This window comes from Emticicia fluvialis, from assembly GCF_024793945.1.
Lineage (GTDB): Bacteria > Bacteroidota > Bacteroidia > Cytophagales > Spirosomataceae > Emticicia > Emticicia fluvialis.
Map to the genome: position 1 here is coordinate 1 of NZ_JANUSD010000012.1, position 15074 is coordinate 15074.

Below are 15074 nucleotides of genomic sequence, written 5' to 3' on the forward strand. Positions count from 1 at the left end.
GTTTTTACTGCCTGTACAGCCTCGGCTTCTCGTTGCCAGACCTGAGCAGGTAATCGGCCAGGTCAAGGCCCTGCTGGCGGTCTTGGTCGGTAGCTATTTTTTCAAGCACATCAGACACCACCCATTGGCTTCCCCACCGAAACTCCTGCACTTTGGCCTGCCATTTTTCAAAGGCGTTCACATCCGGAAAAAGAAAAACCTTTCTGCCCTCTAACACTTTACACTTATCTGCCGACAGGCTGTTGAGGCTACCCGCAGCCAGCCATGTAAACCGAGGCTCGTACAGGCTTGCTATCAGGGCGGTTTTTTCGCTTTCAACAATGGCTACGGGCTTGGTGTTGTTGATGAGCAGATGCTCACCAAAAAAGCACTGTTTCAGGTTGAAGTCAGGTAGATTGAGTACACTATGCACCCAGCTGATAAGGCTGACAGGCTCTTTGATTCTTTTGCCTGTGGCCGTATTGTATAGCATGATTTTACCCGAACGGATTCTCCGCCGCGTATCTATCTGCCAGAAAACCGTAGCCCCCGCCCAATGCTTTGACGTACCAATAAAATAGCGTTTAATAAGCAGATTGGTTCTTACCTCGCCGAAAGTATGCCTCAAAAAAGCCAGCAGATTATTGGGCTGATTGGGTTTGAGGCTGGCCAGAAAAATTTCGTTTTCTATATACGACACCGGCTTTTCGGGCAATGGTTTATAGGGCCTTACCTTAACGGTATCAGTAGGGTTATCCTGAAAATACTGCCTGGGTGTATAATGGTACCCACATTTTATCTCGCGGTTGCAACGGCCAACGTCGTCGGCCAGATGCTCGCCGGTTTCAGCATTGATGTATCTGGTAAAAGCGTGTTTTTCGCCACAATTGGGGCAGGTGTACCGGGTTTTCATGCCTTTGTAAGGCTCCAGCAAAAATTGATAACTCTCCATTTTAAATCCTATTCTCCATTGCTAATATACGGAAAATTTGGGTGAATTGGAAGTGGGGTGGGTGGTGTTTATGGTTGCTGTACTTTCCGCACTTTCTGTACTTTTCCGCACTTTCCACACTTCTGTACCAAAAGTGCGGAAAGTGTGGGTTGGTGTGGTTTTATGATATTGGCTTTATAGAAATTGTGATAGAAAAAGTGCGCAAAAACATTCTCAATTTAAAATATTTTCGAAGCGCATAAAGGAGATTATTTTGTATTTATTGCTATACCATACCAATTTGTATTCTTGGGATAAAACAATTGAGAAAGTTATTTTTTCTATATTTATAAAAATAATCATCTAATAATGTCTAAACATAAATCTAAGCCCCCAAAACAGAAAAGACAATATAACGATGGAAAGCTTTTTGAAAAATTGAACTTTCTGATTCAATTAGCAAAAAATGACAGTCCAAACGCTATTGTTTATTTTGACCATAAGTTAAAATCAAAAACTGGAGGCCAACGCCAATTTGATGTAGTAATAGAGATTAAATATGATGATTTTGTCTTTTTAGTTGGCATTGAGTGTAAAGACCATAATTCTGCTAATGTACCTGTAGAAAAATTAGACGCTTTTGAAACAAAGTGCAATTTGTGCGGTATAGATAGAAAGATAATGGTAGCTGCTAAGGGGTTTCAGAAAGAGGCAATAAATAATGCCAAGATTTTTAATATTCAATTATTCACCTTGTCTGAAATAAGCCAGGAAGAAACAAAACAATGGTTTGATGCTAATAATTTAATGCTTATTGCCTATGACGGAGAATTCCATAATGCAGATATTGTCGTTCAAGATACGAGTATTTTTAAAGAGAATAGAGATATTAATTTACAAGAATATAAAATTTTTACTGAAGAAGCAGAATGTGAATCTGAAGAGTTAATTAATTATATATATCATGCAATTTTCCCTAGAGTTATGGAAGATTTTAAGGAATTTTTTAGAAATGAAGCTCGGAAAAATGGATTTGGTATGATAGAAGGTACGATGTATCAAGAAGTTTTTGTTAAAAACGAAAAAAATATGTATTTAAAAGACTCAGAAGGCAGGCAAAGTCCAATAATACAAATAGACTTCTATATAAAAACATGGACACATATGCAAAAGCCAATTAATTTGAGCATTAAAGAGTTTAATAAACTTAAAGAAAACGACGGTTTATTAGTCGTTAATCATACTATTCAAAACTATGGTACTTTTGCTGGAATTAAAAAGAAAGACGACGATTTTTTTGATTTTTATTTTACACCACTAGAAGGAATAGCTACAAAACTTACAAGAGAATCCTTTAAGAGATAAATTTTATTTTCTGCTACATTAGATTAGCGAGGTCAAAATACATTAATCTGGTGTCTTTACCTGCGTCTGATTCCGTCAAAAACTTAAACCCATTTTTTTCATAAAAACCTAATGATTGACTATATGCATCAACAGTAATAAATCTACAGCCTGTTCTATTATTAGTAATAAACATTTCTTTAAGATAATCCAGAATACCTCTGCCAATTCCTTGACTTTTATATTTACTACTAACACCTAACCTGCCAATTTTCATTGCAGGATATCCCATTATAGTTCTTTTTGAATTTGGGATTTTTTTACTGAACTTATTCCATGTTGTTTTATCTCTTTCTGGTATTGATGCAAGACTTATTTTATCATTGGCTAAACTAAAGAAAGCGACGGTGTCCGTGTCGCTTTCTAAAATATATGTTACTGCTAATAACTTATTCATGTAGTTCTTTGAATCATTAAACAAGAAGTCGTTTAAATCATCATCATCACAGTCAAAAGATTTTATATCATGTGTATCAACTAGTCTTATTAGACTGAAACTCTCTATATTCATCAGAACTTAGCAATAGCATTAAACTTACTAAAATTATCTTTCATTCTTTCTTTAACTTCTTTTGAAACCTTTTCAGGCTTTTTAGTATCTAGAATGAAAGTTTCAGCATCCTTACCTTTTAAAAAAGGTGTTTCCTTAATTGGTTTTGCCATAACTATCTATATTTAAGTTTGTTATAATATTACAAAGTTCGTCATTACTATCTACATAGGCAAGGAATCCCTTTACTTTTATTCTTCGTACTACTTACAATTAACACTCTAAATTTCAATATTGCACCAGAAATATTTCTTACAAGATTATTAAATTCAAACACATTAAATTCCTGTGCAGTAATATAATGATAGTTAAATTCATCCCTATATCTTAGTTATTGCTACGCATTAAAGCACCCGCACTTTTCCGCACTTTCCGCACTTCTGTACCAAAAGTGTGGAAAGTGCGGAAAGTGTGGAAAGTGTGGAAAGTACAGAAAGTGCGGGTTTTACAACACGTCTTTTTTAAGGATTTTTCTAACGCCACTCTCTGAAAGCCCAAATTTATTAGCAATCTGAATAATAGAAACCCCCTGCTTCCTCAACAATATAATCTCACTCGTCCTCTCATCCTTTTCCTTAACAGAAACCTCGCGCAGATGCTCTTTTTCGTAGCCGAAGCCGGTTAATTCAAATTGCAGAAAATTATCTGCTTTGGCTATCTGGCATACGGCTACGTTGTCGGTGTCATACATAAATTCGCTTTGGCGCACTTTTATCTGTTTCAGGTAGCGGATACCCTTGTCGCGCTGGCTTTCACCAATGGCAAAAGACGAATCTGTAAAGCTCATCAAGGCCTTGCTGCCCTGCAAATCGTTCTGGCTGATGGGCTTGCTTAAATCGCGTTTGGGGGTATGTGCCAATGCCAGCAATGAAAGGCTAAATTTACTTTTTAGGGCTTTCAGGTGCTTCATCAGCGGCATGGCATTTACGGCTTTCTCGGTTTCGGTTTTCAGGTACGTGAGGTTGTCAATAATCAGCACCTTTGCTCCGGTTTCAATCAGGCTTTTTTCAAGGGCGTTGCTCAGAAACTCCTCAAAAGTCTGCTTGTCGGGTATCACCGCATCGGGGTTCAGCTCTACTCTTTTAAAATTCTCATCGAAACGATAAGGGTTCTGAAAATCAACCGAGTACCGGTTTTGAAACTGCTTGGCCGACAGCTCAAAATCAAAATACAGCACCATTTGTTTCCGGGCATCAAGCCTGAACCCCCGCACGGCCTCTCCTTTACTGATGCTGTTACCAATCTGCACGGCCAGAATAGATTTACCGAGGTTGGTATCGGCAAACAGAATGCACAACTCGCCTTCAAACCAGAACTCATCAAAAAGCATTTCGGGTTTTGGCTGGCTGGCCGCCAGTTCAAGCCAGCTATTGGCCGACTTCACAATCAACAGCCCTGTGTTTTCGTCTTCCTGTTCCTCAAATGCAGGCGCTTGCAGCAGTTCATCAAAATGCGCCCTGATGTTTTGCAGAGTGGCATCGGGGTCTGTTAAAGCATTCGTTGGTGTGTGTTCTTGTAAAGCATCACTTTTGTGTGGATTTTTTAAATTCTTAGTCATCAAACAAAAAAATATAGTAAAACAAAAAATAAACTCACCGTTGTATCATTATAGGGTCAGAATGAGCATTAAGTGATTATTATCTAGCCAATAAAGCATCTACAAAGCCATTATCTGGCACTTGTTGCTGTCTATAAATTTAAGTATTTATGTTGAATTATTTTTATACATAACTGAAGATTTTTTGTGGATAAACCGATAAAAAAAGCGGCCGGAATATCAATCCCGACCGCTTGCTAAAACTCTTTTTTATGCTGTAATTTATCTACCCCAACTTCACCAAAGCCTCTTCCAAAGCCTTGATTTTGGCGTCGGCATCGGCTAGTTTCTGGCGTTCTTTATCTATAATTTCAGGCTTGGCGTTTTGTACGAAACGCTCGTTGGCCAACTTGGCTTCGGTTGATTTCTTAAAGCCCCGGGTGTACTCCAGCTCTTTTTGCAGGTTGGCTTTTTCGGCCTCTACATCCATGTTTGAGCCCAGGTCAATCGTAAATTCGTCGCCTTTAATTACAAAGCTGATACCGTCTGTTTTATCGCTTACATACCGGATTTCTGAAATATTGCCCAGTTTCTGAATCAAGCCTGCCAATGCTTCATAACGTGCCTGATTACCCGTTTTTACAGCCAATGGCAATGCCTCTTTAGGCGATATCTGTTTGGCATTACGGGTGTTACGGACTGTGGTGATGATTTCCGTCAGGATATCAAAATCGGCCAGAATCTCTTCATCTACTGCTCCGGCAGTTGGGAACGGTGCGATACAGATAGAGTCTTTATCTGCTCTGGGTTTAATGTTCTGCCAGATTTCTTCGGTAATAAACGGCATCCACGGATGCGCCAGGCGCATCAGGGCATCAAATATCTCAAGCGTGGCGTTGTAGGTTTGGCTGTCAATCGGTAAGCTCTTGCCATCTACGTAGGCCGGCTTAATCATTTCCAGATACTGCCCGCAGAAATCGTCCCAGATAACGTTATAGGTACTCATCAGGGCATCAGACATCCTGAACTTGCTGTAATGGTCAAGCGCCTCGGCCACTACCTTATTCAGCCTCGAGTTAAACCATTCAACAGCTTTGGCCGAAGCAGGGTTCTGGTCGGCGGTTTCGGCTACCTCCCAGCCTTCTATCAGCCTGAACGCATTCCATATCTTGTTGTTGAAATTACGGCCCTGCTGAATCAGTTTTTCATCATACAGCAGGTCATTACCGGCCGGTGAACTGAACAGCATACCCGTACGAACGCCATCGGCTCCGTATTTTTCAATCAAATCGAGTGGGTCGGGCGAGTTACCTAATGATTTCGACATCTTGCGCCCCTGATTATCGCGCACGATACCCGTCAGGTACACATTCTTAAACGGATATGTACCACGGTACTCATACCCGGCAATTATCATACGGGCTACCCAGAAGAACAGAATCTCGGGGGCAGTTACCAGGTCGTTGGTGGGGTAATAATAGTTAATATCTTCATTATCAGGGTTCTTGAAGGCATCAAAAACCGACATCGGCCATAACCATGAGCTGAACCAGGTATCCAGCACGTCTTCGTCCTGGGTTAAATCCTGCTCGCTCAGGGCAAACAACTGGTATTTATTACGGGCTATTTTCAGGGCTTCCTGCTTGCTGGCGGCCACTATACAGGTGCCGTCGGGCATATAATAGGCGGGAATCCGATGCCCCCACCAAAGCTGACGGCTGATACACCAGTCGCGCACGTTTTCCATCCAATACTTGTAAGTATTCTTGAATTTCGGCGGAATAAACTGAATCGTATCGTCCATTACGTTTTTCAGGGCAGGCTCCGACAAATCTTTCATTTTCAGGAACCACTGTAACGATACCTTCGGCTCTATGACGGCTCCGGTGCGTTCTGAAGTACCAACGGTTGATTTATAATCTTCCACCTTCTCCAGATTGCCCGATTCTTCCAGCAATTTGATGATCTTCTTACGCGCCACAAAGCGGTCTTCACCTACCAGAATCTTCGCCCGTTCGTTCAGTTTACCGTCATCGGTTAGTATATCAATCACTTCCAGATTATGTTTCTGGCCAAGGGCGTAGTCGTTCTGGTCGTGTGCAGGGGTTACCTTCAAGGCTCCGGTACCGAAGTCAACGGTTACGTATTCATCGGCAATAATGCTGATTTCGCGGTTTATGAGCGGGATTCTCACTTTCGTGCCTATGAGGTGTTGGTAACGCTCATCTTCGGGGTTCACACAAATGGCGGCATCAGCCATGATGGTTTCAGGGCGAACGGTGGCAATGGTAATGCTGCCGGCATCGCCATCATAGCGGATATACACCAGCTTTTGCTGAATATCCTTCATGATAACCTCTTCGTCCGACACCGTAGTTTTGGCCTGAGGGTCCCAGTTTACCATTCTGTATCCGCGGTAAATCTCACCTTTGTTATACAGGTCAACAAAAACCTCAATTACGGCATCATACAGGCTGGGTTCCATGGTAAAACGGGTACGGTCCCAGTCGCAAGATGCCCCCAGTTTACGTAATTGCTGCAAGATGATTCCGCCGTATTTCTCTGTCCATTCCCAGCAGTATTTCAGAAATTCTTCACGAGACAAATCACTTTTGTTGATGCCTTTTTCTTTCAGCATGGCTACAACCTTGGCTTCGGTGGCAATAGAGGCGTGGTCGGTACCCGGCACCCAGCAGGCTTCTTTGCCTTCCATTCTGGCCTTACGTGTGAGCACATCCTGTATGGTATTGTTGAGCATGTGACCCATGTGCAACACGCCCGTAACGTTTGGCGGCGGAATAACGATACAGTAAGGCTCTTTGTCGGGGTTTGGTTTTGAACTAAAGAATTTGTTCTCAGTCCAGTACTGATACCACTTGTCTTCTATTTCTGTCGGATTGTAGGTTTTGCTTATCATACTTATCTGGTGGTCTGTCAATACATCTTTTATGTTTCTCCGGTGGTTCCAATCGGTTATCCGGTATTCTTACGTGTTATCTCTCCAATTATAAAAAAGAATGCAAAATTACTGATTTTTTGCTGAATCTGCACCTGGGCAGGCTATAAAAAAACCTGCACTCTCTTTCGGGAAATGCAGGCTGTTCAGGATAGGTTACAAGGTAAAAGGGTAATTAGTTGGCATCTATTATTTTACCCGAACCGCTGATGCGGTGGCTGATTCTGGGCGCACCCCTGAACCACACAATTCCGCTGCCTGCAATGTACACATCCAGGTAATTGTAAGCGGTGGTTTCGCAACGGCCCGAGCCATTAATCTGCACATCGGTGTTGTCGGCACGCAGGCCAAAGGCTTCTATTTTTCCGCTGCCTGTCAGGGTATAAATAGCGTTGCGGGTATCGCCTTCCAGATATATCAGCCCCGAGCCGCCAATTTCGGCATCTACGTCGCCGGTCATGTCGGTGGCTACGTCAATCAGCCCGCTACCCGACAGCAGCAGCTCAATGTTTTTGCCGAAAATCTTGTTGTCGCTCACCACCCGGCCACTGCTTGACACATAGATGCCGTACACGTCGGGTGTCTGTATCCAGATTTTCACCTTATTGTTGCTATACCAGCCCCCGTTGCTGTCTATAATAAGGGTATTACCGCTGATACGGGTAACAATACGGGGGATAATGTTGTTTTCTGCTTCAATTTTTATGTCACGGGCAGGGCCCTGGGTCAGAATTACCTCAGCGGCTACATTGAGTTCAATGCGGTTGAAGTATCCGGCCCGACGGAACTCGGTTGCGATGATTCCGGTGCCGGGGTCGTCATAATAAATATTGCAAGAAGATAATCCTGTTACTCCCAAAAGGATTATGCCGATAAACATCAGGGTGCGTTTCATACGAAATACGATTTTTAGCTTTTTCTATGTTTTTTTTGTCTTTAACTCTTAGATGCTATATGTTTGCGTATAGTTGTCTGCTAATATGTTAATAACATGTTAATGACATTTGAATGGCGTTTTTCCCTTATAACAGAAGCAAAAAAAATGAAAACACTTTGGGGCGTAGACCTGGGCGGTACCAAAATTGAAGGCGTAGTAATGAACGCCGATACCAACGAAGTTTTATTAAGAAAGAGGATTCCGACAGAGGCGCATGAGGGCTATGCGCATATCATCAGCCAGATTGCCCGGCTGATTAATTTACTGAAGGAAGAAACAGGCCTGGCACCGGTAGCGGTGGGTTTCAGTACTCCGGGGGCTTTAGACCCGAGTACACAAACCATGAAAAACTGCAACACCACCTGCATGAACGGGCAATTTATGAAGAAAGACATAGAAAAAGCCATTGGTGTACCTATTGAAATTGCCAACGATGCCAACTGCTTTGCACTGGCCGAAGCCACTATGGGTATTGTGAAAGACGTAGTGCCAGATGCCAAAGTGGTGTTTGGTATTATTATGGGTACAGGTGTTGGCGGTGGTGTGGTAATAAACGGCCAGGTGCTGAACGGCAAACACGGCATTGGCGGCGAATGGGGCCATAATGTGTTGGAAGAAGACGGCTACGATTGCTACTGTGGCAAAAAGGGTTGTAATGAAACCGTTTTCAGCGGGCCGTCGTTGCAGCGGTATTATACCAAAATAAGTGGCAAAACACTAACCATGAAAGAGATTTACCAGTTGCATCTGGCCGGTACAGACCCACATGCTACGCAAACTTTGCAGTATCTGGTGAAATCGTTCGGGAAAGCCATTTCTTATATTATCAATGTAATTGACCCCGATGCCATTGTAATTGGTGGCGGTGTAGGTAACATTGACGAGATTTATACCGAAGGCCCCGAAGAACTGAAAAACTGGATTTTCAACAGCCGGGTAGTAGAAACACCTTTCCTGAAACCCAAACTGGGCGACAGCGCAGGCGTATTTGGCGCAGCTGAGTTGGTAAGAGGATATTGAGAGTTAATTAAACTGCCAGAAATAATGGAGCCACCATTGCGGTAGCTCCATTATTATTTTATTGCTCTAACGATTTGCCTATTTCATTAATCTGCTCGTCATAGCCCTCGTCATTGCCAAGCCCTTTCGGGTTTAAGCCATACTGGTTTACGCCGTAATCGCTATCCTGAAATAACAACCATAACCCATACAACGGAATCAACTGAAACCAGCCGCTATTACCCAGGTCGTGGCAACGCTTGGCGTTCTGAGCCCACCCAAACCATGTAAGAGGTATCAATGCCAGAATCCACATTAGAAAGCCCATGGCAGGTATGGCTGTAAGCAGCATTGAAGCGATGGTACCAACAATCATAAGAGCAAAAGTAGAGATAATAATACTTAGACCGTACTCTGTTCTACGGATGCGGCCTTCAAACGAAAAAGGGGCTTTAAACATGGGTAGTAAATTTTAGGGTTATATTAAATCATTTGTTTCTTTTTAATCTGGATATACTTGTTGATGGCTGAAATGCTCAACAAATGCGGCTGGGTAATTAAACCCTGAATACCGGCTTTTACCAGTTCTTTTAAAATCAGGTGGTTCTGGGTCAGAAAATGCTTGCCAATGGTTTTGGTATAAATATCGCGCAGGTTACCGGCCGGTTCGCTTACCAGCTCTACAATCTCGGTATTTTCAAAAAACACCACCAGCACCAGGTGATACTTGGCAATGGCTTTCAGGTACTGGAGGTTTCGCTTCAAACTATTGATGGAGTCAAAGTTGGTGAAAATAATCAGGAGGCTTCTTTGCCGAACCTTTACCCGAACGAATTTGTAAAGCCGCTCAAAGTCTGACTCCAGGAAATCCGTCGTCAGATTAAATAGTTGGTCATTTACTATCCCAAACTGCTTGTACTCGCTTCTGGCAGGCAGGTATGAACAGTACTTTGACGAGAAAGTTATCAGCCCTGCCTTATCTTTTACATCTAATATTGACTTCGTAAGGGCGATGGTGCCGTTAATGGCGTAGTCGAGCAGGGTTTGCTGTTTAAAGGGCATTTTCATGCTGCGGCCCATGTCTATTACCATATAAATATCCTGGCTGCGTTCTGCCTGATACTGGTTCAGCATCAGCCTCCCCTGCTTGGCGCTGGCTTTCCAGTTAATGTGCCGGTAGTTGTCGCCGCTTATATAGTCTTTTATCTGCTCAAACTCAAGGCTCTGCCCTATTTTACGAATATGGGTGGTATTGGTTTCAGCGTAGCTGCTGGTAAGGGCATGAATAGGCAATTTCTTGAACTGCTCAAAAGACGGATAACAACTGACAGACGACAGCCCCTCGAACTTCATTTTGCGGGCAGTAAAAGCCAGAAAAGATACGCTGCACAAAACATGGGTGTGTTCCCAGGTGTAAATGCCCCTTTGCGTGGGTCTTACTTTATAAATAGCTTTGTGGTGTGCCAGTTTGTTTAGAGACAGCTTCAGCTTCCAGGTTCTTAGTTGCAGCAGGTCTGGTAAATCTTCGTAGATGGTCAGGTTTAAAGGCGAATTGACATAGTTTTTTAACTGAAGCTCAATCTGGTTCTCGTCGCCGTTGCTCAACCTGTTTGGTAAAATTCTGGTGCTGGTAATTAACTGCTGCTTACTGTAAAGCATGATGGTTTCGGCCAGCACTGCTATCATGAGCAGCCACAACAGTAACTGCCCCAGCACAAAGGCAGGCGTAAACACCAGCCCTACTGAAAAAAGAGCGATGCAGATACCCAGAACCATGAATGTTCGTGAGGTAAGATAAAACGATTGAAAGAAGTTCATCAGCGCGGAATCTCAACTTTAGAGAACAGGTTGTCTAATACTTCATCTTCATTAACACCCTCCATTTCGGCATCGGGTGTTAGTATAACCCGGTGGCGCAGCGTAGGTTTTGCCATGCTTTTTACGTCTTCGGGTATTACAAAATCTCTGCCAGACAAGGCCGCCCTGGCTTTTGAGGCCAGCATTAAGGCCACAGAAGCACGAGGAGAAGCGCCCAGCTCAAGCAATTTATAGTTTCTGGTTGCCTGAATGAGCAACGTTATGTATTTCAGCAGGTTGTCTTCAATTATTACCTGTCTTACCAGCTGCCGCAATTCGGTTAATACAGCTTTGTTTAAAACCGGTTGAAGGCCATTGACCAGGTCATGGTAGGTGTTATAATTGAAGCGTTTCAGCATTTGCACTTCATGCTCGGGCGATGGATACCCGATATTGATTTTAAACAGGAAACGGTCAAGCTGTGCCTCAGGCAGGCGGTAGGTTCCCTCCTGCTCTATCGGGTTCTGGGTTGCCAGTACCACAAACGGCGAGTCCATCGGGTACGTATGGCCGTCAATGGTTATCTGGCGTTCTTCCATCAGTTCAAACAGGGCTGCCTGTGTTTTGGCCGGAGCCCGGTTTATTTCATCAATCAGCACAATATTACCAAATACCGGCCCTGGTCTGTATTCAAAATCGAGAGTTTTAGGATTAAAAACGGAGGTTCCCAGCACATCAGACGGCATCAGGTCTGGCGTAAACTGAATCCGCTTGAACGACACATCCAGCACTTTACCCAGCAGCTTGCTCATCATGGTTTTGGCTACACCCGGCACCCCTTCTATCAGCAGGTGGCCATCGCTCAGCATGCCAATCAGTACCAGGTCTATTACTTCTTCCTGCCCGAAAACAATCTGATTAAGCGTTTGCTTGATGTCGTCAACGGCTTTGGTAACCGCAGCCAGGTCAATTCTATTTTTAAAGATTTCTTCTTCGTTTTCCATTACTAATGCTTTATTGCTGGTAAAATGAGTTAATTTTCTGGTAAAGGTTAATCAGGCTTTCTTTGCTGATTACATCCTGAGACCTGACCGAACCGACTGCCTCGTAAACTTCGTTGATTACCTGCTGGCTACGGCCGGTTTTACGGCTTATTTTCTCTAATGTTGCTTCCTGAAAATCTTTCTGATGCAACTGGTAATTTTGCAGCAGGTATTCGAAGAACTGCGCAATAACCTTATCGGCAATTGATTTATGATTTTGCTGCTGCCAGTATAAACCACTTACCGTTTGTATGTAGGTTTCGCTGGTATTGCGGGGCATTACATATACCGGAACCGGTTTTTGTATGCGACGATAATAAATAAGTATAAACAATAAAATAGCTGCCAGAAAGGTATAAAACGCCCACACCAACGGCGTATTTTTAAATATTACCTCCAACACTTTACTTTTACCTATATTTAGTTTTTCATCGGGCTTGCTGTTGTAATAATTGTCCCAGATGATGTTGTTTTCTTTCAGATTTATCTTTTCTGCTATTTTATTGAAAAGCGTATAGTTATTTTTATAAAGCAAAAAATAGTTGCTTAAAAGAATAGGGTTGCTGCTCAGAAAAATGCGGCCTTCGCCACAGGTCAGCTCGAGCATTTGTATCTGGCCGGTGTCGTCGGTTATCAGGGTATCAATAGCAGTAACGCTGTTTTCACCGAGCAGAAATACAGAGTCTAGCACAGCCGTGGCTGGCTTATGCCCCCATAAATAGTAAGGCGTGGTGGTATTGTTCTGTTCGTGCCAGTTTATATACCAGCGGCTCTCTTTTAGCGCAGGCGGAAAAAGCAAACCCACCATATCGCTGTGGGGCGAATAATACAGTGAATCGATAAGCTCGGTTGACAGGCTATATGCCGCTATAAAAACCGTATTCCCTCTACCGGCAAAGTTTTTAAGCTGGTGGATGTCTTCTCCGGACGGATAAAAATATGGCGAAACCACCACATAACTATTTCTGGCAGTGTCTAATATGCCGTAGTTGCTGTTCTCAAAGCTCAGGTCATTTTCAGTGAACCGGCCACCGGAGTTACGCACCAGTTCATCATAAAAAAATTTACAATCATAAGGCCTGTAAGAATGCGGGCTTACGGTAAAAAACTTATCAAACTTTTTACTACGGGCAGATAACCTGCTAATGCCGAAAATAATCAAGATGGCCCCTACAATCAGAATTGCACCTGTAATGAATAGTTTTTTAGTCATGCCTTATGGTTAAGGAAACCCTTAAAAGTTTTTTCAATGTTCAGGAAGGCGGCATCAGAGACGGTAAAATTGCCAAACCACAGGTATTCGTAATAATGGGTACACTGCCTGAACAGCCCGAGCCTTTCTTTTGAAAAAGCAGTTTTACGGCTTAGTTCACGGGTATAATCCTGATTGGTTTTATCAATATTAAATTCTATCAGCTGTGCTTCGTTCAGCATTTTCATTACCCACAGGTAGTAATACCGCACAGCGAGCCGGTAATTTTTATCCTGTATACATTTTTCAATCTGGGCGTTCAGGTCAAGGGTGTTCACCACTTTCAGGTCCAGATTTCCGGTTTCTAATACCGAGGTGTCTACAGGTACTGCCGGATTATTTCTGAATTCAAAATCTTTCAGGTTTTTAATAATCAAATAACCGGCACCAGCCAGCGCCAGGGCAATAACCACCCACACCAATACTTTAAATATGGCACCAATTGTGGCCAGCAGGTATGCCAGCGCCCGGTTATCGGTATTGCTCTTTTTAAGAGCCTTGGGTGTACGGGCTTTTTGTTTTTGTTCTCCTTTAAAATTATCAACATACCATAGTTTTTCTTCACTTTTTTTCAGCGAATCCACATGCGCTTTTGCCAGGGGCTTGTCGTCCTGCGCAAAAGATGGTGTTGCTGCAAAAAAGAGAATCAATACTGGTATAAAGAGCTTATTTATGAATAATAGCTTCAAGGTATTGTTCATACGGATATTTTTCAGTCAGCTTTTTAGAATAAATAAAAAAGTACCAGATAACAAAAAGCCAACTACCTATAAAGACAAGAGATAAAAACAGCAAAACAAATATATTGGTGGTCTCAAAACCCTGCTTACCCAGATAGGTAACGTAGCTCTCAATCAGCGCAGCAATGGTAGTAAAAGGTATGGTTCCGATATATATTTTTACGCTTTCCGACAGCCCCTTTCTGAACGCCTGTTTTCTGGTAAGTGTGCCAGGAAACAGAAAACTTAAACCCAGAATAAGGCCTGCCATACACTCAAGCACCAGGCCCATGAGTTCAAAAGTGCCGTGCAGCATAATCACAAATATAGCATCTGTTCCGAGATTATTCTGAATGAAGAGCGAGAAAAATGCGCCTATCATTATGCCATTGGTAAAAGTGAGATAAAAACTTCCTGTTCCTAACAAAATACCGGTAATAAAAACCATCAGCCCTACCCTCAGATTATTGGCAAAAATGCTCATGAACATATTCAAGGGCTGTGCCGAATTGTACACACCGAAGGGCTCGCCTTTTTTGATGTTGGCTTCTGTCATCCTGACGTAATCTGAACCAAGAATACCTTCAATAAAACCGGTGTCAATAAAAGAGCATACATAGCCCAGCAAACAAAAGGTAAAAAAAATGGCAGCAGATAACCAGAGTATGCGTGAATGATGCCCCAGTATTGCCGGAAAATCTTTTACCCAGAAATGGTAAAAAGGATTTTTGTTTTGTTTCTGATGCAGAAATATTTTTTTGTAAACCCTTGAAGAAAGCGAGTTTACGTATTGGCTTATTTTACTGTGTGGATAATGCGTCTGAGCATAAGACAAATCGTTCATTAAGTCGATGAAATCAGAAGATATTTCATCAGGATCTGTTTTTAAGTCATTTTCAATTTCTTCCCACCGCTTAAAGTTTCTGTCAATAAAAGTACTTTCCCTCATATTTTGGTTTAAAATCCCAAG

14 protein-coding genes are annotated in these 15074 nt (G+C 42.6%); 2 read left to right on the plus strand and 12 right to left on the minus strand.

Annotation, left to right across the window (positions count from 1 at the left end):
* Positions 1 to 4: 4 nt before the first annotated feature.
* Positions 5 to 931 (minus strand): DUF6371 domain-containing protein, encoded by a 927-nt coding sequence (locus NZ848_RS14440; protein WP_259016075.1) that lies wholly within the window; start codon positions 929 to 931, stop codon positions 5 to 7.
* A 348-nt stretch (positions 932 to 1279) separates the two neighbouring features.
* Here NZ848_RS14440 and NZ848_RS14445 point away from each other — a divergent pair, with 348 nt between their 5' ends.
* Positions 1280 to 2275: a restriction endonuclease gene (locus NZ848_RS14445; RefSeq protein WP_259016076.1), complete on the plus strand. Its 996-nt coding sequence runs from the start codon at positions 1280 to 1282 to the stop codon at positions 2273 to 2275.
* A gap of 13 nt (positions 2276 to 2288) precedes the next feature.
* Here the strand turns inward: NZ848_RS14445 and NZ848_RS14450 are convergent, their stop codons facing one another.
* The 5 genes from NZ848_RS14450 to NZ848_RS14470 form a co-directional block, all read right to left on the minus strand.
* Entirely contained in the window at positions 2289 to 2825 is a 537-nt protein-coding gene (locus NZ848_RS14450) for a GNAT family N-acetyltransferase (protein ID WP_259016077.1), read from the minus strand.
* Complete coding sequence (locus NZ848_RS14455; protein WP_259016078.1) at positions 2825 to 2977, minus strand: hypothetical protein; 153 nt, start codon at positions 2975 to 2977, stop codon at positions 2825 to 2827. Before NZ848_RS14455 ends, NZ848_RS14450 begins: the two co-directional genes overlap by 1 nt.
* A 332-nt stretch (positions 2978 to 3309) precedes the next feature.
* Positions 3310 to 4422, minus strand: a complete 1113-nt coding sequence (locus tag NZ848_RS14460; RefSeq protein ID WP_259016080.1) for an AAA family ATPase — start codon at positions 4420 to 4422, stop codon at positions 3310 to 3312.
* A 265-nt stretch (positions 4423 to 4687) separates the two neighbouring features.
* A complete protein-coding gene (locus NZ848_RS14465; RefSeq protein ID WP_259016081.1) occupies positions 4688 to 7318 on the minus strand; it encodes a valine--tRNA ligase in 2631 nt (876 codons plus the stop codon).
* 214 nt (positions 7319 to 7532) lie between these two features.
* Positions 7533 to 8252: a head GIN domain-containing protein gene (locus tag NZ848_RS14470; protein WP_101725218.1), complete on the minus strand. Its 720-nt coding sequence runs from the start codon at positions 8250 to 8252 to the stop codon at positions 7533 to 7535.
* A 147-nt stretch (positions 8253 to 8399) separates the two neighbouring features.
* Here NZ848_RS14470 and NZ848_RS14475 point away from each other — a divergent pair, with 147 nt between their 5' ends.
* Complete coding sequence (locus tag NZ848_RS14475) at positions 8400 to 9314, plus strand: ROK family protein (protein ID WP_259016082.1); 915 nt, start codon at positions 8400 to 8402, stop codon at positions 9312 to 9314.
* Between the two features lie 58 nt (positions 9315 to 9372).
* On the opposite strand, the gene NZ848_RS14480 is transcribed toward NZ848_RS14475, so the two are convergent.
* The 6 genes from NZ848_RS14480 to NZ848_RS14505 are packed head-to-tail and all read right to left on the minus strand — an operon-like array spanning position 9373 to position 15053.
* Positions 9373 to 9753, minus strand: coding sequence for a DUF805 domain-containing protein (locus NZ848_RS14480; protein WP_253534116.1), 381 nt, complete (start codon positions 9751 to 9753; stop codon positions 9373 to 9375).
* A 23-nt stretch (positions 9754 to 9776) separates the two neighbouring features.
* Complete coding sequence (locus NZ848_RS14485) at positions 9777 to 11111, minus strand: DUF58 domain-containing protein (protein WP_259016083.1); 1335 nt, start codon at positions 11109 to 11111, stop codon at positions 9777 to 9779.
* A complete protein-coding gene (locus tag NZ848_RS14490) occupies positions 11111 to 12094 on the minus strand; it encodes an AAA family ATPase (RefSeq protein ID WP_259016084.1) in 984 nt (327 codons plus the stop codon). Before NZ848_RS14490 ends, NZ848_RS14485 begins: the two co-directional genes overlap by 1 nt.
* A gap of 10 nt (positions 12095 to 12104) precedes the next feature.
* Entirely contained in the window at positions 12105 to 13346 is a 1242-nt protein-coding gene (locus NZ848_RS14495) for a DUF4350 domain-containing protein (RefSeq protein WP_259016085.1), read from the minus strand.
* Positions 13343 to 14086: a hypothetical protein gene (locus tag NZ848_RS14500; protein WP_259016086.1), complete on the minus strand. Its 744-nt coding sequence runs from the start codon at positions 14084 to 14086 to the stop codon at positions 13343 to 13345. The genes NZ848_RS14495 and NZ848_RS14500 overlap by 4 nt, the downstream gene beginning before the upstream one ends.
* Positions 14052 to 15053, minus strand: coding sequence for a stage II sporulation protein M (locus tag NZ848_RS14505; protein WP_253534111.1), 1002 nt, complete (start codon positions 15051 to 15053; stop codon positions 14052 to 14054). Before NZ848_RS14505 ends, NZ848_RS14500 begins: the two co-directional genes overlap by 35 nt.
* Positions 15054 to 15074: the final 21 nt, after the last annotated feature.